The organism is Pseudomonas sp. NY15374 (genome assembly GCF_048068255.1).
Lineage (GTDB): Bacteria > Pseudomonadota > Gammaproteobacteria > Pseudomonadales > Pseudomonadaceae > Aquipseudomonas > Aquipseudomonas machongensis.
On sequence record NZ_JBLUPZ010000002.1, the window covers coordinates 439,186 to 459,323 of the forward strand.

General features: G+C 63.9%; 17 protein-coding genes. 7 read left to right on the forward strand and 10 right to left on the reverse strand.

Going from position 1 to position 20,138, the window contains the following annotated elements; translation table 11 throughout:
- Positions 1-27: 27 nt before the first annotated feature.
- The 6 genes from ACNFHO_RS06350 to ACNFHO_RS06375 form a co-directional block, all read right to left on the reverse strand.
- On the reverse strand, positions 28-2,484 hold the full coding sequence (locus tag ACNFHO_RS06350; RefSeq protein ID WP_416765667.1) for an EAL domain-containing protein: 2,457 nt from the start codon (positions 2,482-2,484) through the stop codon (positions 28-30).
- A gap of 122 nt (positions 2,485-2,606) precedes the next feature.
- On the reverse strand, positions 2,607-4,439 hold the full coding sequence (locus ACNFHO_RS06355) for an ABC transporter ATP-binding protein (protein WP_054893869.1): 1,833 nt from the start codon (positions 4,437-4,439) through the stop codon (positions 2,607-2,609).
- The gene (locus ACNFHO_RS06360) at positions 4,432-5,064 is read right to left on the reverse strand and encodes a DsbA family protein (protein ID WP_414154099.1); all 633 of its coding nucleotides are present in this window, start codon (positions 5,062-5,064) and stop codon (positions 4,432-4,434) included. The genes ACNFHO_RS06355 and ACNFHO_RS06360 overlap by 8 nt, the downstream gene beginning before the upstream one ends.
- Before the next feature lie 3 nt (positions 5,065-5,067).
- On the reverse strand, positions 5,068-6,000 hold the full coding sequence (locus tag ACNFHO_RS06365) for a rhodanese-related sulfurtransferase (RefSeq protein WP_054893867.1): 933 nt from the start codon (positions 5,998-6,000) through the stop codon (positions 5,068-5,070).
- Between the two features lie 117 nt (positions 6,001-6,117).
- Positions 6,118-6,414, reverse strand: coding sequence for a BolA family protein (locus ACNFHO_RS06370; protein ID WP_054893866.1), 297 nt, complete (start codon positions 6,412-6,414; stop codon positions 6,118-6,120).
- A gap of 10 nt (positions 6,415-6,424) precedes the next feature.
- Positions 6,425-6,949 carry a DUF2059 domain-containing protein gene (locus ACNFHO_RS06375; RefSeq protein ID WP_054893865.1) on the reverse strand — a complete coding sequence of 175 codons (525 nt, stop codon included), beginning with the start codon at positions 6,947-6,949 and terminating at the stop codon, positions 6,425-6,427.
- 157 nt (positions 6,950-7,106) lie between these two features.
- On the opposite strand from ACNFHO_RS06375, the gene ACNFHO_RS06380 reads away from it, so the two are divergent.
- On the forward strand, positions 7,107-8,501 hold the full coding sequence (locus ACNFHO_RS06380; protein ID WP_065862149.1) for a class II fumarate hydratase: 1,395 nt from the start codon (positions 7,107-7,109) through the stop codon (positions 8,499-8,501).
- Between the two features lie 55 nt (positions 8,502-8,556).
- Here ACNFHO_RS06380 and ACNFHO_RS06385 read toward each other — a convergent pair whose 3' ends face one another.
- Together ACNFHO_RS06385 and pap are read right to left on the reverse strand one after the other, a co-directional pair.
- A complete protein-coding gene (locus ACNFHO_RS06385) occupies positions 8,557-9,522 on the reverse strand; it encodes a DMT family transporter (RefSeq protein WP_416765672.1) in 966 nt (321 codons plus the stop codon).
- A 137-nt stretch (positions 9,523-9,659) separates the two neighbouring features.
- Complete coding sequence (gene pap, locus ACNFHO_RS06390) at positions 9,660-11,153, reverse strand: polyphosphate:AMP phosphotransferase (RefSeq protein ID WP_054893862.1); 1,494 nt, start codon at positions 11,151-11,153, stop codon at positions 9,660-9,662.
- A 132-nt stretch (positions 11,154-11,285) separates the two neighbouring features.
- On the opposite strand from pap, the gene mnmC reads away from it, so the two are divergent.
- The 5 genes from mnmC (at position 11,286) to ACNFHO_RS06415 (ending at position 18,536) form a co-directional block, all read left to right on the forward strand.
- Positions 11,286-13,271 (forward strand): bifunctional tRNA (5-methylaminomethyl-2-thiouridine)(34)-methyltransferase MnmD/FAD-dependent 5-carboxymethylaminomethyl-2-thiouridine(34) oxidoreductase MnmC, encoded by a 1,986-nt coding sequence (gene mnmC / locus ACNFHO_RS06395; RefSeq protein ID WP_416765675.1) that lies wholly within the window; start codon positions 11,286-11,288, stop codon positions 13,269-13,271.
- Positions 13,272-13,394: 123 nt separating this feature from the next.
- On the forward strand, positions 13,395-15,182 hold the full coding sequence (locus ACNFHO_RS06400; RefSeq protein WP_054893860.1) for an N-acetylglutaminylglutamine amidotransferase: 1,788 nt from the start codon (positions 13,395-13,397) through the stop codon (positions 15,180-15,182).
- Between the two features lie 3 nt (positions 15,183-15,185).
- On the forward strand, positions 15,186-16,928 hold the full coding sequence (ngg, locus tag ACNFHO_RS06405) for an N-acetylglutaminylglutamine synthetase (RefSeq protein ID WP_054893859.1): 1,743 nt from the start codon (positions 15,186-15,188) through the stop codon (positions 16,926-16,928).
- 83 nt (positions 16,929-17,011) lie between these two features.
- Positions 17,012-18,196 (forward strand): osmoprotectant NAGGN system M42 family peptidase, encoded by a 1,185-nt coding sequence (locus ACNFHO_RS06410; RefSeq protein WP_063545789.1) that lies wholly within the window; start codon positions 17,012-17,014, stop codon positions 18,194-18,196.
- A gap of 112 nt (positions 18,197-18,308) precedes the next feature.
- Positions 18,309-18,536: a YheU family protein gene (locus ACNFHO_RS06415; RefSeq protein WP_054893888.1), complete on the forward strand. Its 228-nt coding sequence runs from the start codon at positions 18,309-18,311 to the stop codon at positions 18,534-18,536.
- On the opposite strand, the gene csrA is transcribed toward ACNFHO_RS06415, so the two are convergent.
- Together csrA and ACNFHO_RS06425 are read right to left on the reverse strand one after the other, a co-directional pair.
- Entirely contained in the window at positions 18,533-18,721 is a 189-nt protein-coding gene (gene csrA / locus ACNFHO_RS06420) for a carbon storage regulator CsrA (RefSeq protein ID WP_063545790.1), read from the reverse strand. The genes ACNFHO_RS06415 and csrA overlap by 4 nt on opposite strands.
- A gap of 132 nt (positions 18,722-18,853) precedes the next feature.
- Positions 18,854-19,666: an SDR family oxidoreductase gene (locus ACNFHO_RS06425; RefSeq protein ID WP_054893856.1), complete on the reverse strand. Its 813-nt coding sequence runs from the start codon at positions 19,664-19,666 to the stop codon at positions 18,854-18,856.
- Positions 19,667-19,899: 233 nt separating this feature from the next.
- Here ACNFHO_RS06425 and ACNFHO_RS06430 point away from each other — a divergent pair, with 233 nt between their 5' ends.
- Positions 19,900-20,052 carry a DUF3309 family protein gene (locus ACNFHO_RS06430; protein ID WP_065862157.1) on the forward strand — a complete coding sequence of 51 codons (153 nt, stop codon included), beginning with the start codon at positions 19,900-19,902 and terminating at the stop codon, positions 20,050-20,052.
- The last annotated feature ends 86 nt before the right edge of the window (positions 20,053-20,138 follow it).

Genomic DNA, 20,138 nt, shown 5'->3' on the forward strand with positions numbered 1-20,138 from the left:
CTGTGATTTCCCGGACGGCTATTGGTGTCAGCGGAAGGTCCCTGGCGCCCGGTGCAACAGGGGCCTTACTGCAATCCGTTGTCGCTGGAGGCTGCCACAGGTGAACACCTGCGGCCGCTCGATCAGATAACCCTGCGCGAAATCCACGCCGATCTCCTGCAGCGCCTGCTCGATCAACGGCGTTTCGACGAACTCGGCGATGGTGCGCTTACCCATGACATGGCCGATATGGTTGATCACCTCCACCATAGCCCTGTTAATGGGATCGTCCAGCATATCTTTGACGAAACTTCCGTCGATCTTCAGGAAGTCTACGGGTAAATGCTTCAAATAGGCGAATGACGACATCCCGGCGCAGAAATCGTCGAGGGAAAACTTGCAGCCCAAGCCTTTCAATTCGTTGATGAAGCGAATAGCACTTCCCAAATTGGCGATTGCGCTGGTCTCGGTTATTTCGAAACAAATCATGTGCGGAGGAATCTGGTACTCGGCGAACGATCGCTGCAAGTACTCCAGGAACTTGTCGTCCCCAATGCTGCTACCGGACAGATTGATCGCGCACATCGCCAGCGGCCGGCTGCAACCTTCATCCAGCGTCTGACGGATCACCTGAAACACATTGCGCACCACCCAGCGATCGAGTGCGGTCATCAGGCCATAGCGTTCGGCAGCAGGGATGAAGCTGTCAGGCAGAACGGTCCGGCCGCTCTCGTCATGCAGGCGCAGGAGAATCTCTATGTGCCCGGCGCCCATGTCGGGCTTGAGCGGGGCGATTTCCTGGGCATACAAGCAGAAGCGGTTTTCCTCGAGCGCGACATGCAGGCGCTGGATCCAGGCCATCTCGCCAAAGCGCATCGACAACTCGCTGTCGTCGGCATGGTAGACCTGCACACGGTTGCGCCCCTTCTCCTTGGCCATGTAGCAAGCCATGTCGGCTGCCCGCAGCGAAGCCTCAAGGGTGCCAGGCGACTGGGCAATGTGTACCAGGCCAATACTGACGGTGGTGACGAAGGGTCGTCCCTTCCAGACGAAATGCAGGCTCTGCACGGTCTGGCGCAAGTGCTCTGCAATCCGCTCGGCCTGGTCGGGCGGGCAGTTTTCCAGCAACACGCCGAATTCGTCACCGCCCAGCCGGGCCAGGGTGTCACCTTCGCGCAGGCCTGCCTGCAGCACGGCGCAGATATGGCGCAGCAACTCATCACCCGCAGCGTGTCCGCAGGTATCGTTGACCAGCTTGAACTGATCAAGGTCGAGAAACATCAGCGAATGGCGCCCCGACTGACGGGCCAGGGTGTTGAGCGCCTGCTCCAGGCGATACTCGAACTCGCGGCGGTTGGCCAGGCCCGTCAGGGCATCGTGAGTCGCCTGCCAGGACAGGTTGGCGATGTACTGCCGCTCCTGCGTCATGTCATGCAAGGCCAGCACGATACCGCTGATCTGGCCGTCGGTGTGGATCGGCGATCCAACCAGGTTGACCGACACCGTACTGCCATCCAGGCGCTGGATCAGCCGGGCATGCTCGGCGCCGCCCTTGAGGCTGCCGCTGAGTACCTGCTCGACCAGGGTCAGGCTGTCCCGCTCGGCATTCTCATCGAGCAGACTGAACAGCGCCGCCAGCGGCAAACCCTGGGCCTGGGAAGCCTGCCAATGGGTCAACTGCTCCGCGGCAGGGTTCATGTAGACGATGCACCCCTCGACATCGGTGGTGATCACCGCATCGCCGATCGACTCAAGGGTGGTCTGTGCCCGCTCACGCTCCACCTGCAAAGCGCTGGCAAACGCCTGGCGCTGGGACAGCAACCGTGCAGAACGGCGCCAGGCCAGGGCGATGAGAATCAACGCCGTGAGCAGGTTGGTGACCATCAACACCCGGAGCAGCACCCGCGAGCCTTCACCCAGTGCATCGCTGAATGCCTTGGCAGCCGGCGTCACGCCCTCGTTGATCGAAACGATACGCGCTTTCCAGTCCGCCACCTCGCGTTCAGTGGCCACCCCCTGGACGAAGGCCTCGCGCATTTGCTGGGCCAGGCCGTCCAGTTGCCGCAGGTAGTCGTCGCCGGTGTTCCAGTAGCCGATGGCATTCTGCATGTAACTGATCTGGCGAAAATTGCGGTAGAACCAGATGATCCGGTTGACGTCGTCCGGATGGTTACCACCCTGCAAGATCCCGCGCCGCGCCGCCTCCAGGTCCGGGACAGGCTGATCGAGAGCCACCCGTAGCTCACGGTCGCCCTGGGGTATGGCAATGGCCTGGCGATAACGCTGGAAGATGCGTTCGTCCTGGCTTTCGGCATACAGATTGAGGTAATAGATGGCGTCTTTCTGTGCCTTGGACCACAGGCTTTCGCCGGCCACGTACGCGCGCATGGCCGAAAGCGAATAAAGACTGAGGCTGCCCAACAGCACCTGGAAAACCACCACTGCGACGAAGGGCCAGATGATTCCCAGCAACCTTGGCGCCTCGAGAGTCCGATTTCCCTTCATGTAGTCCCTGTCTCAGAGCGGATATGGCACGAATCGACCCAGACAAGCACAGCGTAGGCCATTTGCCATAACTGCGCGGAGCTTTTTGTCGCAGCCACTGCACCTATTGATGCACCACCCGATCAGGACTGTTGCAGGTGCCCATACAGCTTGGCGTACAACCCGCCTTCGGCGATGAGCTGCTGGTGGCCGCCGTCTTCGGCCACATGACCGCCGTCGAATACCAGAACCCGATCAGCCTGTTTCACCGCTGACAGGCGATGGGCAATGATCAGGGTGGTGCGGCCGCTGAGGAAGCGCGCCAGGGCCTGATGGAGGTTGTATTCGGTGGCCGCATCAAGGGCCGAGGTGGCCTCGTCGAGAATCACCACCTTCGGCTCGGCCAGTACCATGCGGGCAATCGCCAGGCGTTGACGCTGGCCCCCGGACAGGCGCACACCAGAGCGCCCCACCACACTGTCCAATCCCTGCGGCAGCGCGGCGATGGTGGCATCGAGCTGGGCAATGCGCAGCGCCTGCCAACAGGCGTCGTCACTGCACTCGCGGCCCATGGTCAGGTTGGCGCGCACACTGTCGTTGAACAACGATGGATGCTGCAGCACCACCGCGACATGTTCGCGCAGGGTCTCCAGGCCGATCTCCTGAAGGCTGGCACCGCCAAAGCGAATGGTCCCGGCCTGGGCGCTGTACAACCCCAGCAGCAGCTGAACCAGCGTGCTCTTGCCGCCGCCGCTGGCACCGACGATAGCCACCTTTTCGCCCGGAGCGATGGACAGGTCCAGGTGATCGAGCACCGGCTCATCGGCATAGGCGAAGCGCAGGTCGCGCACCTCGATACCCACCGTCGCGTGCCCAGCGAACGGATCACAGGCGGCCGGATACTGCGGTTCGTCCTCTCGCGACAGCAACTCGTTGAGCCGGCTCAGCGCACCACCGGCCGCGTAATAGGCGTACTGCAGGTTGAGCAACTGCTCCACCGGGCCGATCATGAACCACAGGTAACTGAACACAGCCAGCATCTGCCCGATCGACAGGTCGGAGAACAACACCGTGAGCATCGCCGCAGCGCGGAAAATGTCGATGCCGAACTGGAACAGCAGACCGCTGGCCCGACCACTGGCGTCGCTCTTCCACTGCGAGGCCACCGCATAGTCACGCACTTCCCGGGCACGTACTCCAAGGCGCCCGAGGAAATAGCCCTGGCGGTTGCTTGCGCGGATTTCCTGGATGGCGTCGAGGGTCTCGCTCAGCGCCTGGGTAAAACGTCCGGTACTGTCGTTCTCGAGCTTCTTCAGGTGCTTGACCCGCTTGCCCAACTGCACGGTGAAATAGATCACCAACGGGTTGAACAGCAGGATCAGCAGCGCGAGCTTCCAGTGCATCCAGATAAGGATCGCCGCAGTCCCGGTAAGCGTCAGCATGGCCACCAGGAAGCGGCTGAGGGTTTCACCGACGAACTTGTCCAGGGTATCCAGGTCGGTGACCAGATGCGTAGTGACCGTGCCACTGCCCAGGCTTTCATACTCCTTGAGCGAGATCCGCTTGAGCCGCTCGATCAGGCGGATTCGCAAGCGGTACACGATATCCTTGGCGAGCCCGGCGAACTGCCTGGCCTGGATCACACCGAAGGCCAGCGAGGCCAGGCGCAGGCTGAGGGTCGCAACCAGCATCAAGCCGATATAACCGGCTGCCACCTGCCACTGGCTAGGCAGGAACTGGTTCATCCATTTCAAGGCAGCGTCGCCATGGCCCAGCAGCACTTCATCGACCAGCAAGGGCAGCAGCAAGGGAATCGGCACGCTGCAGAGGGCGGCAAGCACGGCAACCAGGTTGGCAGTCCACAAGGCCTTCTTGTGGTGCAGCGCCAGGCGGCGGATTTCCGCCCAGCTCAGACGATCGTGCGCAACGGGGGGCTTCCCCGGGACAGGGTCGCTAGACCCTGGCAGATCAAGCACAGGCAGCCTGCTGCAGCCAGCGGCCCAGCAACGGCTGCAGGCGATCGAGCGGCTGATAGCCGTTGGTCAGCAAGGCCAGTTGACCATTGCGCTCGGCCAGCAGGGTCGGGAAGCCGGCGATACCCAGGTCCTGAACCCAGGCAAAGTCGGCTGTCGTGGTCGTGCGGGTCTCGACGCTTGCGAACGCTGCAGAAAACCGTTCGCGGTCGAAGCCTGCCTGCTCGGCCAGGTCCACCAGTTGCGGAGCACGGGTGACATCCAGGCCCTGTTCGTAGAACGCGCCCTGGATCAGCTTGAGCAGCGCCCAACCGCGCTCGGCATCGAGCTCACGCGCCGTGACCAAGGCGCGGCAGGCCGGCTCGGTGTCATAGACGAACCCGTCAGGCATGGCGCCCTCGAAGCGAAACGCTTGACCGGTGGACTCGGCGACCGCCTGCCAATGCTCGAGGATGTACTTGCGCGTCGAGCTATCCAACGCGCTGCTACCGCTGCGCAGGCCACCCACCACCAGCCGCGTCGGCACGCCGGCATCCCGCGCCTGGGCGATCAACGCCTCGGCCACGGGAGCGAAGCCCCAGCACCAGGAACACATTGGGTCCATCACATAGAGCAGGCGTGCAGTCATGCATCAGGCCTCGGCTTTGTAGTTGTAACCGATCGGGTGCGGCAAGTTGCGCGCCTTGGCCAGCTCGATCTGCTTCTGGCGGTCGATGGCGCTGCGCCGGGTCTTCTCGCTCAGGGTGTCCCAGCAATGCGGGCAGCTCACCCCGGGCGAATAATGCTCGGACGCACGGTCATCCGCATTGATCGGATGGCGGCAGGCATGGCACTGGTCGTACTCGCCCTCGGACAGGTCGTGACGCACCGTGACGCGGTTGTCGAAGACGAAGCAGTCGCCGTCCCAGAGGCTTTCTTCCTGAGGCACTTCCTCGAAGTATTTCAGGACCCCTCCCTTAAGATGATAGACCTCCTCGAAGCCTTCACCGAGCATGTAGCTGGACGCTTTTTCACAGCGAATGCCGCCAGTGCAGAACATCGCGACCTTCTTGTGTCTGCTCGGGTCGAAGTTGGCCTTGATGTAGTCGGGAAACTCGCGGAAGGTCTCGGTCTTCGGATCGATGGCGCCCTTGAAGGTGCCGATGGCCACTTCATAGTCATTGCGGGTGTCGATCAGCAGCACTTCGGGGTCGCTGATCAACGCGTTCCAGTCCTTGGGTTCGACATAGGTGCCGACCTGCTTGTTGGGGTCGACGCCCGGCACGCCGAGGGTGACGATCTCTTTCTTGAGCTTGACCTTGGTGCGGTAGAACGGCTGCTCGTCGCAGTACGACTCTTTATGGTCGACATCCGCCAGGCGCGGGTCGTTGCGCAGCCAGGCCAGCAGGCCGTCGATACCTTCACGGGTACCGGAGACCGTGCCATTGATACCCTCGAGCGCCAGCAGCAAAGTGCCTTTGACGTCGTTGTCCTGCAGGGTTTTCAACAATGGCTCGCGCAGGTCGAGGTAGTCTTCGAGGGTGACGAACTTATAGAGCGCCGCCACGACGATCGGTTGGGACATGAATCTGTATCTCCAGGTGGTTGCCCTCGTAAGGGGCGGACCGGGTTTGACAAAAAACACGGGGGCCGCAAAGCGGCCCCCGGATGAAGCGGATTCTACCAGAACGACGGACAGGTTTCAGTGCCCGCCGCCGGCACACACCGGCGAGGCCGGCGCCGCCCCTACCTGCGCCCATTCTTCGGGCGTGTAGGTGTGGATGGCCAGGGCATGAATCTCGCCCATCAGCTCGCCCATGGTGGCGTAGACCTTCTGGTGACGCTTGACGCTGTTCAGGCCGGCGAACTGTTCGCTGACCAGCACCGCCTTGTAGTGCGTCTCCTGCCCACGACTGTGCATGTGGCTTTCATTCAGCACCTGCAGGTGCTGATCGCCAAGCGCTGCCAGTTGCTGCTCGATGCGTTGTTGCATGCTCATCGATTCAGGCTCACTTCTTCGCCGGAGCGGCGGCCTTGCCAGCGTTCGGGTCAAGCTCCTTGGTCATGTCGTCCAGCAGCTTGTTCACCACCGGCACTGCAGGCTCCAGGCTCTGCTGGGTCAGCTGGGCCGACTGCTGGGTGACCTTGGGCATTTCGCGCAGGACTTTCTTGCCCAGCGGCGACTCGTAGAACTTGACCAGGTCGTTGAGCTCCTGCTCGGTGAAGGTCGCGGTGTACAGGTTGACCATCTGCGGCTTGAGCTTCTTCCAGCCAATGGCATTGTCCAGGGCGGCGTTGGCCTTGGCCTGGTAGCTGTCGAGCACGGATTTCTTCGCGGCCGGGGCCTTGGTCTGCTCGAAGCGCTGGGCGAACATCTGCTGGACCTGCATGTACACCGGGGTGCCCAGCTTGTCGGCATTGGCCAGGGTCAGGAACTTCTCGGCGGCGGCGTTGTGGCTGGCAGTTGCGGCGAGGACCTGGCCGCTGGCACAGGCCAGGGCGACGGCGGCAAAGAGGACACGGAGGCGGGTCATTGCAATTCCTTCATGAGAGGGTGAGGCGGATACCTCAGAGTAGAGCATTCTGCGCCGCGATGGGCACTGTGCTCAAGTGGGAAGACGAGCGATTGACCGCCCGGGTGGATCAGGGCCTAAACTGCGACTTCTGACTGAACAAAGGAGTGAGCGCAGCATGAGCCGTATCGAGACAGACAGCCTGGGCCCGGTCGAAGTTCCAGAGGACGCCTACTGGGGTGCGCAAACCCAGCGCTCGCTGATCAACTTCGCCATCGGCAAGGAGCGCATGCCCCTGGCTGTCCTCCACGCCCTGGCGCTGGTCAAGAAAGCCGCGGCACGAGTCAACGACCGTAACGGCGACCTGCCAGCCGACATTGCCCGACTGATCGAACAAGCCGCCGACGAAGTGCTCGACGGCGAACACGACGATCAGTTCCCGCTGGTGGTCTGGCAGACCGGCAGTGGCACCCAGAGCAACATGAACGTCAACGAAGTGATTGCCGGGCGCGCCAACGAACTGGCTGGCAAGGGCCGTGGCGGCAAGGTGCCGGTCCACCCGAACGATCACGTCAACCGCTCGCAGAGCTCCAACGACTGCTTCCCTACCGCCATGAGCATCGCGGCCGCCCAGGCCGTGCACAACAAGCTGCTGCCGGCCATCGCCGAGCTGTCGTCGGGCCTGGCAGAACTGTCGGCGCGTCACTCGAATCTGGTCAAGACTGGCCGCACGCACATGATGGACGCCACGCCCATCACCTTCGGCCAGGAAATCTCGGCCTTCGTTGCCCAGCTTGACTACGCCCAGCGGGCAATTCGCGCCACCCTTCCGGCAGTTTGTGAACTGGCCCAGGGCGGCACGGCCGTCGGCACCGGTCTCAACGCCCCACACGGCTTTGCCGAAGCCATTGCCGCTGAGCTCGCTGCGCTGTCCGGCCTGCCCTTCGTCACCGCACCGAACAAGTTCGCCGCCCTCGCCGGCCATGAGCCGCTGACCAGCCTGGCTGGCGCGCTCAAGACCCTGGCAGTGGCCCTGATGAAGATCGCCAACGACCTGCGCCTGCTGGGTTCCGGCCCGCGTGCCGGACTTGCCGAGGTACGCCTGCCGGCCAACGAACCAGGCAGCTCTATCATGCCGGGCAAGGTCAATCCGACCCAATGCGAAGCCCTGTCGATGCTGGCCTGCCAGGTACTGGGCAACGATGCGGCGATCGGCTTCGCGGCCAGCCAGGGGCACTTGCAGTTGAATGTGTTCAAGCCGGTGATAATCCACAACCTGCTGCAGTCGATCGAACTGTTGGCCGATGGCTGCCGCAACTTCCAGGAGCACTGCGTGGCCGGCATCGAGCCGGACGCCGAACAGATGGCCGCCCACCTGGAGCGCGGGCTGATGCTGGTGACGGCGCTGAACCCGCACATCGGCTACGACAAGGCTGCGGAGATCGCCAAGAAGGCCTACAGCGAGGGCAAGACCCTGCGCGAGGCAGCGCTGGAGCTCAAGTACCTGACCAACGAGCAGTTCGACCAGTGGGTGCGCCCGGAAAACATGCTGGCACCGGGGGCCAAGGGCTGATCCTGAGACGATAGGGGCCTCTTCGCGGGCTTGCCCGCGAAGAGGCCCCCGCCGATCATCTGTGTACCTCTGCCACCCTGGCCCGCCGCGCCCGCCACCCCGCCACCAGCGAAGGCCCCAGCGCCACCAGTGCCGACCCTGCCACCACCGTCACCGCCCCGGCATAGCCCAGCGCATTGATCTGTTCGGCATGCACGTACTCAGGCCACACCCAGGCCGAAAGCGCCACCGCAATAAAGGTGACCAGCGGCGTCAGTGCCAAGGTCGCACTCACCCGCGATGCTTCCCAATGCGCCAAAGCCTCGGCAAATGCGCCATAGGCGACCAGGGTGTTCAGGCAGCACGCCAGCAGCAACCAGCCTTGTACAGCCGTCAGTTGCAGCGCCTCCAGCGGATGCACCCAGGGCGTCAGCAGCGCCGCGCAGCACAGGTAGATCACCATCATCACCTGCTGCGAATGCCAGACCGTCAGCAACTGCTTCTGGCTCAGGGCATAGAATACCCAGATGCTGGTGGCCAGGATGATCGTCAGTACACCGGTGGTATAGGTCCCAAGTGATGTCAGCAGCTCGTCCAGGCGCTGGTTGAAGAACAGCCCGAAACCGGCCAGCAGCACCAGCAACCCGATACCCTGGCCCAAGCTGAAACGCTCTTTGAACACAAACACACTGGCCACCAGCAACAGCACCGGCCCCAGTTGCACCACCAACTGTGCAGTACCAGGGCTGAGCAGTTTGAGACCGACCAGATACAGCACGTAGTTACCCATCAGCCCACACACGGCCACCGCTACCAGGCCCAAGCCCTTGCGCCCTAGCCGCTGGACTGGCGGCAGGCGCCGGTTGGCGGCCAGCCAGGCGAACAACAGGCCGCCGGAGACCAGCAGCCGATACCAGGTGACCGTGATCGGATCCATCACCTGCAGCACCTGCTTGAGCTTGATCGGCAGAATGCCCCACAGTAGCGCGGTCAGCAGCGCCAGGAACAGGCCATGGACCCAGCGTCCGGAAGAAATGTGCATAGCGTCCTCGATCAATGCCCTGAGTGGGGTGATTGAAGTCTAAGGGCTGCAAAGATGGGGCTGGCAGAAAGTGGCGGGAAAAGAATTCATCAGGTCATTCCCGCGGGGCATGGCTGCCCCGCGGCGGACGGGATGCGTCACTTCTTGTGCCTGGCGAACGCCGCTTCCAGTGCATCGTTGATGGTACGCAGCACCTTGACCCGCGCCCAGCGCTTGTCGTTGGCCTCCACCAGCGTCCAAGGGGCTATCTCGGAGCTGGTACGATCGACCATGTCACCCACCGCCTCGGCGTAAACATCCCACTTGTCGCGGTTGCGCCAGTCTTCCTCGGTGATCTTGTAGCGCTTGAACGGGATCTCTTCACGTTCCTCGAAGCGCTGCAACTGTGTCTCTTGGTCGATTGCCAGCCAGAACTTCACGACCACGATGCCCGAGTTGCTCAACTGTTCCTCGAAATCATTGATCTCGCCATAAGCGCGCATCCAGTCGGCCGGGGTGCAGAATCCTTCGACCCGCTCCACCAGCACCCTGCCGTACCAGGAGCGGTCGAAGATGGTGAACTTGCCGCGCGCCGGTACATGCCGCCAGAACCGCCAGAGGTAGGGCTGGGCTCGCTCCTCTTCGGTGGGCGCAGCGATCGGCACGATGCGGTACTGGCGTGGGTCCAGCGCGGCGGCCACGCGACGAATCGCCCCACCCTTGCCCGCAGCATCGTTGCCTTCGAACACCGCGACAAGGGCGTGCTCGCGCATGCGCTTGTGCCGCAACAGCCCGGCCAGGCGCGCCTGCTCGGCGACCAGCTGCTTCTGGTAGTCGTGCTTGTCGAGGCGCCGGGTGAGATCCAGCGCGCCGAGCAAGCTCAACTGATCGATACTGCGCCCCAATGGCGCGACATTGCCCTGGTGCTTGCCCTTCGGCGCATTGGCCAGCGCCGCGTTCAGGCTTTCGAGCAGAATGCGCCCGGCCGCCAGCGCACGGTAGTGCGGATCGACACCCTCGATCACATGCCAGGGCGCGTAGTCGCGGCTGGTGCGCCGCAGAACCCGCTCACCGAAACGTACGAAGCGGTCGTAGGTCTCGGACTGCTGCCAGTCCAGCGGACTGATGCGCCAACTGTGCAGCGGATCGTCGCGCAGCACCTTGAGCCGGGTCTTCATCTGTTTCTTGGAGAGGTGGAACCAGAACTTGATGATCAGTGCACCTTCGTCGCAAAGCATCTGCTCCAGGCGCTCGGCGCCGGTAATGGCCTGATCGAGCACCGCATCCTTGAAGCGACCATGCACCCGCCCCTGCAACATCTGGCTGTACCAGTTGCCGAAGAACACGCCCATTCGCCCTTTTGGCGGTAGTGCACGCCAGTATCGCCAGGCGGGTGGGCGCGCCAGTTCTTCGTCGGTCTGCTGGTCGAAGGTGAGCACATCGATCATCCGCGGGTCCATCCACTCGTTGAGCAGCTTGACCGTTTCGCCCTTGCCAGCACCCTCGACACCGTTGATCAGTACGATGACCGGAAAACGCGCCTGCTGCTTGAGCTCGAACTGGGCCTCCAGCAACGCCTCGCGCAGGGCCGGCAATTCGGCCTCGTAGGTTTCCTTGTCAATGCTGTGACCGATTTCCGCGGATTCGAACATGGCTCACTCCTTCGATGGATAAGCAAGAGTAGCGGATTGCACGCCAGTCTTGCGCCCTCTTCACCACGGCGGATACAGCGTCGGCGACGCAGATGGCATAAAATCTTCGCTTCACTGCCAGCCGAACCGACCATGCCTGATACCCCACTCCCCCAGCACGCCCAGATCGACTGGGACGACCAGGGCCGCCCCCACTCGCGGCAATACGACGACGTCTATTTCTCGAAGAACGAGGGCGTGCACGAAACGGTATACGTCTTCCTCGAGCGCAACCACCTGGCCCGGCGCTTCGCCGAGCTTGCGCCGCACGCCTGTCTGGTGATCGGCGAGACCGGTTTTGGTACCGGCATGAACTTCTTCTGTGCCTGGCAACTGTTCGCAGAAAAAGCCCACCCCGAGGCGCGGCTGCATTTCGTCAGTGTCGAGAAGTACCCACTGAGTCGCGCCGACCTGGCCCGCGCGGCAGCGCTGTGGCCGGAGCTTTCGCCCTTCAGCGACCCCTTGCTGGCGCAGTATGTGGCCGTGCACCCAGGCTTCCAGCAGTTCAGCTTCGAGCAGGGCCGGGTCACCCTCACCCTGCTGGTCGGTGACGTGCTGGAACAGTTGCCCCAGCTCGACGCGCCCATCGACGCCTGGTTTCTGGATGGTTTCGCCCCGGCGAAGAACCCGGACATGTGGACCCCGGAACTGTTCGCGCAACTGGCACGGCTGTCACGCCCCGGCACCACGCTGGGGACCTTCACCACCACAGGTTGGGTGCGCCGCGGCCTGGCAGCCGCCGGTTTTGCGATCAAGAAAGTGCCGGGGCTGGGCAAGAAGTGGGAAGTGATGGGGGGAGAGTTCGTCGGCTGGCCTGAAGACCTGCCGACGCCGCCACAACCAGCCCCCTGGTATGCACGCCCTGCACCCGTGGACGGCCCCCGTCGCGCGCTGGTCATCGGCGCCGGGCTGGCCGGTTGCGCCAGCGCCGCCAGCCTGGCTGCACGCGGTTGGCAGGTCGAAGTGCTGGAACGCCACGACGCCCCGGCCCGAGAGGCCTCCGGCAACCCCCAGGGCGTGCTGTACCTGAAGCTGTCGGCACACGGCACCGCCTTGTCGCAGATGATCCTCGCCGGGTTCGGCTACACCCGCCGTTGGCTCGAACGCCTGCAGCGTGGCCGCGACTGGGACGACTGCGGCGTGCTGCAACTGGCCTTCGACACCAAGGAAACCGAACGCCAGGCCAAACTTGCCGGCGCCTTCGACAGCAGCCTGCTGCAGTGCCTGGATCGCGAGCAGGCCGAGGCGATCGCCGGGGTCGCCCTGGCCAGCGGTGGGCTGTTCTACCCCGAGGGCGGCTGGGTGCACCCGCCCGCACTGTGCCACGCGCAACTGCAACACCCGCGCATTCGCCTGCTCAACCATCACCAGGTGATCGAACTGCGCCGCGTCGACGGTCTGTGGCAAGCCTGGGACGGCGAACGGTTGCTGGCCAGTGCGCCGCTGGTGGTGCTGGCCGGTGCCGCTGAGATACGCAACTTCGAGGCATGCGTCGAGCTGCCGCTCAAGCGTATCCGCGGACAGATCACCCGCCTGCCGCTGACCGAGCGCAGCCAGGCGCTGGGCACCGTGGTCTGCGCCGACGGCTACGTCGCCCCGGCGCGCGATGGCGAGCACACCCTCGGCGCCAGTTTTGACTTCCATAGCCTCGACCTCGCCCCCACTGCCGGCGAGCACGCAAGCAATCTGGGTCTGCTGGAAGCGATTTCTGCCGACCTGGCGCAGCGGCTCGACACGGCCGCACTGGATCCGGAACAGTTGCAGGGGCGCGCAGCGTTTCGCTGCACAAGCCCGGATTACCTGCCGATTGTCGGGCCGCTGGCCGATCCTGCTGCGTTCAGCACGACCTATTCAATGCTGGCCAAGGATGCCCGACAGGTTCCGGCGATCGCCTGCCCCTGGCTGGAAGGCTTGTACGTCAACAGCGGCCACGGCTCACGCGGCCTGATTACCGCGCCTTTGAGCGGCGAGCTGATTGCCGCCTGGGCCAGTGGCGAACCACTGCCGGTACCTCGGGCCGTGGCCGAGGCCTGTCATCCAAACCGCTTCACGCTGCGCAAGCTGATTCGCGGCAAATGAAACAGCACCCACCCATCCCATATAACAGATTGATCTAAAACTCCCGCAAATCCCCTGGGTCAGTTCCTTAAGGTGCCCCATGTGGGGGCACTCTTTCCCCAACGGCAAAACCGGTAAGGACTTATGTGCGGATTAGCAGGAGAGTTGCGTTTCACCCCCATCGACCAAGCCCCCCGCCCGGCGGATCTCGCCGCGGTGGAGCGCATCACCCATCATCTGGCGCCACGTGGCCCTGATGCCTGGGGCTTCCACAGCCAGGGGCCGATCGCCCTCGGCCATCGGCGTCTGAAGATCATGGACCTGTCCGACGGCTCGGCGCAGCCGATGGTCGACAACACCCTCGGCCTGTCCCTGGCGTTCAACGGCGCCATCTACAACTTCCCGGAGCTGCGCCAGGAACTGCAGGACCTGGGCTATAACTTCTGGTCAGACGGCGACACCGAAGTGCTGCTCAAGGGCTACCACGCCTGGGGCGCCGCGCTGCTGCCCAAGCTCAACGGCATGTTCGCCCTGGCCATCTGGGAGCGCGACAACCAGCGCCTGTTCCTGGCCCGCGACCGCCTCGGCGTCAAGCCGCTGTACCTGTCGCGCAACGGCGAGCGCCTGCGCTTCGCCTCGACCCTGCCAGCGCTGCTCAAAGGCGGCGACATCGATCCGATGATCGACCCGGTGGCGCTCAATCACTACCTCAACTTCCACGCCGTGGTGCCAGCACCGCGCACGATGCTGGCCAACGTGCAGAAGCTCGAGCCCGGGACCTGGATGCGCATCGACCGCCACGGCGAAGTCGAGCGCCAGACCTGGTGGCAACTGCATTACGGCCCAACCCCGGACGAGCAGGACCTCGACCTCGAAGGCTGGACCACCCGTGTGCTCGATGCCACCCGCGATGCCGTGGCGATCCGCCAGCGCGCGGCAGTGGATGTCGGCGTGCTGCTGTCAGGTGGTGTCGACTCCAGCCTGCTGGTCGGCCTGCTGCGCGAAGTCGGCGTGGACGACCTGTCGACCTTCTCCATCGGTTTCGAGGATGCCGGCGGCGAACGTGGCGACGAGTTCCAGTACTCGGACCTGATCGCCAAGCACTACGGCACCCGCCACCACCAGCTGCGCATCGCCGAACACGAGATCATCGATCAGTTGCCGGCCGCCTTCCGCGCCATGAGCGAGCCGATGGTCAGCCATGACTGCATCGCCTTCTACCTGCTTTCGCGTGAAGTCGCCAAGCACTGCAAGGGCGTGCAGAGCGGCCAGGGCGCCGACGAGTTGTTCGCCGGCTATCACTGGTACCCGCAGGTGAATGGTGCCGAGGATGCCTTCGCTGCCTATCGCGAGGCGTTCTTCGACCGTAGCCACGACGAATACCGCGACACCGTGCAGGCCCCCTGGTTGCTGGACAACGATGCCGCCGGCGATTTCGTTCGCGAGCACTTCGCCCGTCCCGGTGCAACCCATGCGGTGGACAAGGCCCTGCGCCTGGACAGCACGGTGATGCTGGTCGACGACCCGGTCAAGCGTGTCGACAACATGACCATGGCCTGGGGGCTGGAGGCACGTACGCCGTTCCTCGACTATCGCCTGGTCGAACTTTCTGCCCGTATCCCGGCCCGCTTCAAGCTGCCCGACGGCGGCAAGCAGGTGCTCAAGCAGGCGGCGCGACGGGTCATTCCCCATGAAGTCATCGACCGCAAGAAGGGCTACTTCCCCGTACCCGGCCTCAAGCACCTGGAGGGCGCGACCCTTGGCTGGGTACGCGAACTGCTGACCGACCCGAGCCAGGACCGTGGCCTGTTCAACCCGGCCATGCTCGATCGCCTGCTGAGCAACCCCCACGGCCAGCTCACCCCACTGCGCGGCTCCAAGCTGTGGCAACTGGCGGCCCTGAACCTGTGGCTCAGCGAACAAGGAATCTGACCGATGAAAGCCCATAGTGCCTATGGCCAGCGCCTGTTGCGCGGCCAGGCGCCCTCCTACGAACGCCTGCAGGCACGCCTGGCCGGTGACGGCAGCGACCCCCACGACCAGCCGCGTGCCGTGCACTGCGGCTGGGGACGGTTGCTGATCGGCCACACCTACCCTGACCCTGCACAACTTGCCGAGGCCATGCTCGACGAACAGCCCGGCGAACGTGACATCGCCCTGTACGTGGCGGCCCCCCAGCAGTTGCTGGCCCAGGCGCCGCAACAGTTGTTTCTCGACCCCTCCGACACCCTGCGCCTGTGGTTCACCGACTACCGCCCGGCCCAGCGCGTATTCCGCGGGTTTCGCATCCGCCGCGCCCAGGCCGAAGGCGACTGGCAGGCGATCAACACGCTGTATCAGGCGCGCGGCATGATGCCGGTCAATCCCGAGCTACTCACCCCGCGCCACCTGGGTGGCCCGGTGTACTGGATTGCCGAGGACGAGGACACCGGCGCTGTGATCGGCAGCGTCATGGGCCTGAACCACAGCAAGGCTTTCGACGACCCTGAACACGGCAGCAGCCTGTGGTGCCTGGCCGTCTCCCCGCAGTGCAGCCGTCCGGGTGTCGGCGAAGTGCTGGTGCGCCATCTGGTCGAGCACTTCATGAGCCGCGGCCTGGCCTACCTCGACCTGTCGGTGATGCACGACAACCGCCAGGCCAAGCGGCTTTACCAGAAGCTGGGCTTTCGCAACCTGCCCACCTTCGCCGTCAAGCGCAGGAATGGCATCAACCAGGAACTGTTCCTCGGCCCTGGCCCTGAAGCCGGGCTCAATCCCTACGCGCGGATCATCGTCAACGAAGCCCTGCGCCGTGGTATCGAAGTCCAGGTAGACGACGCCAGCGCCGGGCTGTTCACCCTGAGCCTGGGCGGTCGCAGGATTCGCTGTCGCGAATCACTGAGTGACTTGACCAGCGCCGTGACCATGACCCTGTGCCAGGACAAGCGCCTGACCCGCAAGGTGCTGCACGATGCCGGCCTGCAGGTGCCTGCCCAGCAATTGGCCGGCAACGCCGACGACAACCTGGCTTTTCTCGAAGAGCATGGCGCCGTGGTGGTCAAGCCCGTGGATGGCGAGCAGGGCCAGGGCGTCGCGGTCAACCTCACCGAATACGACGAGATCAGCCAGGCTGTGGAGCACGCCCGGCGTTTCGACAGCCGCGTGCTGCTGGAGAGCTTCCACGCCGGTTTCGACCTGCGCATCCTGGTGATCGGCTTCGAGGTGGTGGCCGCCGCCATTCGCCATCCGGCCGAGGTGATCGGCGACGGCAAGCACACCATAAAGGCGCTGATCGAGGCCCAGAGCCGCCGTCGCCAGGCCGCAACTGGGGGTGAAAGCCGCATCCCGATGGATGAGGAAACCGAGCGCACCCTGCGCGCCTCCGGGCTGGGTTTTGAAGACGTATTGCCGGCAGGCCAGCGCCTGGCGGTGCGGCGCACGGCGAACCTGCACACTGGCGGCACCCTGGAAGATGTCACCGAACAGTTGCACCCGGTGCTCGCCGATGCGGCGGTGAGGGCTGCACGGGCACTGGAAATTCCGGTGGTCGGCCTGGACCTGATGGTGCGCGATGCGCAGCAGCCGGACTACGTGATCATCGAAGCCAACGAGCGGGCCGGGCTGGCCAACCATGAACCGCAGCCGACTGCGGAGCGGTTCGTGGATCTGCTGTTCCCGCATAGCCAGCCCCTGGCCTGAATCGCTGCTGGCCTTTTCGCGGGCAAGCCCTTGTGGAATGGGCTTGCCCGCGAAAAAGCCAGCAAAGACCCCAAGGAGTACCCATGTCCGAACGACTCCCCGAACCCGACCTGGACTACCTCAAGCGCGTCCTCCTGGAGATGCTCGCCATCCCCAGTCCCACCGGCTTCACCGATACCATCGTGCGCTACGTAGCCGAGCGCCTGGACGAACTGGGCATCCCCTTCGAGCTGACCCGCCGTGGCACCATCCGCGCCACGCTCAAGGGCCGTCAGAGTTCGCCCGATCGCGCCGTCTCGGCACACCTGGACACCATCGGCGCCAGCGTGCGGCAGTTGCAGGACAACGGCCGCCTGGCACTGTCGGCAGTAGGTCACTGGTCCAGCCGCTTCGCCGAAGGCAGCCGGGTCAGCGTGTTCACCGACACCGGCGTGTTTCGCGGCAGCGTGCTGCCGTTGATGGCCAGCGGGCACGCGTTCAACACGGCCATCGACCAGATGCCGATCAGCTGGGAACACGTTGAGGTGCGCCTGGACGCCTACTGCGCTACCCGCGCCGATTGCGAGGCGCTGGGCATCGGCATCGGCGACTTCGTCGCCTTCGACCCGCTACCGGAATTCACCGACAGCGGCCATATCAGCGCCCGTCACCTGGACGACAAAGCCGGCGTGGCGGCATTGCTCGCAGCCCTCAAGGCTGTGGTGGAAAGTGGCCGCCAACCGCTGATCGACTGCCATCCGCTGTTCACCATCACCGAGGAAACCGGCTCCGGGGCCGCAGGCGCGCTGCCTTGGGATGTCAGCGAGTTCGTCGGCATCGACATCGCCCCTGTGGCGCCGGGGCAGGCGTCCAGCGAGCATGCGGTAAGCGTGGCGATGCAGGACTCGTCAGGCCCGTACGACTACCACCTGTCCCGCCATCTGCTCAAGCTCGCGAGCGACCAGGAGTTGCCGGTACGCCGCGACCTGTTCCGCTACTACTTCAGCGACGCCCACTCGGCGGTCACGGCCGGGCACGATATCCGCACTGCGCTGGTGGCGTTCGGTTGCGACGCCACTCACGGTTACGAGCGCACCCACATCGACAGCCTGGCTGCACTGAGCCGCCTGTTGTCGGCGTACCTGCTCAGCCCACCCGTGTTCGCCAGCGACTCGCAACCGGCCAATGCTTCTCTGGAGCGCTTCAGTCATCAACTGGAGCATGATGCGCAAATGGAGAGCGATACCCGGGTGCCAGCGGTGGATAGCCTGGTGGGCAACAAGAGCTGAACCTGGCGGCGGCGTCTACGCGGGTGAACCCGCTCAGACGTCGCCGACGATTAACGTCCCTGCCCCACTTTCAAGTAGCATGCAGCCCAACCTGCCCAACCCGATAGCCATCATGCTGATCCCCTACGACCAACTCGAAGCCGACACCCTCACCCGCCTGATCGAAGACTTCGTCACCCGCGACGGCACCGACAACGGCGACGACACCCCGCTGGAAACCCGCGTGCTGCGCGTGCGCCAGGCCTTGGCCAAAGGCCAGGCATTCATCCTCTTCGACCTGGAAAGCCAGCAGTGCCAGTTACTGGCCAAGCATGATGTGCCACGGGAGTTGCTGGATTAAGACGAGGAGCTGCGCTCCAGTTCCTGCTCCTTGATACGCTTGTAAATCTCCGAGCGGTGCACCACCACCTCACGCGGTGCACTGATCCCGAAGCGCACCACCCCCCCTTCGACGGCCATCACTTTGATACGGATGTTCTCGCCAATGGTGACGACCTCGCCGACATCACGTCCGATTACCAACATGCTCCGATCCTCCAGACCCAGGGAAAATCCGAGCCTGCTATGGGCATTCGGCCTATTCAATCATTCAGCTGTGAAATAGACCCCACCTACCCAGATCGGTAAAAAGCCCTACAGACGGCACCTGCAGAACAGCTATTGCCCTGGCCGCGCCTTGGCCCGCATCTTTACCGCCATACTGGCCATCTCGTCATAGAGCACCTGCGGGGCTTGGCACTTCAGACGCCAGGCATCGCGTCCGGCCTCGTGCGGCAGAATCAGGAATTCGCCCGCCGCGACCTGAGCGTGGATGTAGTCGGCAATCTGTGCGGCAGTGATGGGCGAGCCTTCCAGCAGCTTGCCGACCTGCGCCTTCATCGTCGGATTCGGCCCGCGGAAAGAGTCGAGCAGGTTGGTCTGGAAGAACGAGGGGCACACCACATGCACCCCCACCTCGAGCTGGCGCAACTCCACCAGCAGGCTTTCCGAAAGCGCCAGCACACCGGCCTTGGCGACGTTGTAGTTGCTCATCCCCGGCCCTTGCATCAGCGCCGCCATCGAAGCGATGTTGATGATGCGCCCCTTGCTGCGCTCGAGCAGTGGCAAAAACGCCTTGCAGCCCTTGACCACGCCCATCAGGTTGACTGCGATCTGCCAGTCCCAGTCTTCAAGCGACAGCTCGGCGAAGAACCCGCCCGAGGCGACGCCCGCGTTGTTGACGATCACATCGATGCCGCCGAATTGTTCTTCGCAGGCTTGGGCCAAGGCGGTGAGCTGGCTGTAATCACGCACGTCGCAACGCTGCACGAAACCATCGCCGCCTGCTGCACGTACCTGCTCCAGGGTTTCGCGCAGGCCAGCATCGTTGACATCTGCCAGCGCCAGGCGCCAACCCTCCCGAGCCCAGCGCAGGGCGATCTCGCGGCCCAGGCCGGATCCTGCGCCTGTGATCATGATGCGGTTTTGCATGGTGACGGGCCTTGTGCCGACTGAATTGCAACCGAGTCTAATCAACGTCGGACAGCCAGGCAGGATTCATCAGGATAGTGAATGCAAGCCCATGACCGTTCAGTCAGTGCCGAGCTCGTCGACCTGCAAGGGGCAGACACACAAATGGAATCTTTCAGGTCCGGCAACAGTCCGAATTTACAAGAGGCCAGCAGTTCCAGGCCCTTGACCCCAACCACGCAAGGATTTCGCCCATGACCACGATCCTCATCATCATCCTGATCCTGCTGCTGATCGGTGGCTTACCGGTCTTCCCCCATTCGCGCAGCTGGGGTTATGGCCCGTCCGGCATCGTCGGTGCCGTACTGGTGGTGCTGCTGGTGCTGTTGTTGCTCGGGATGATATGACGCCATCGCCATGCCGCCAGTGGCGGCATGGCGCTTGAGCTGGCGATCCAGTTGCTGCATCGCCGCGCGCAAGGCGCGCACGTCTG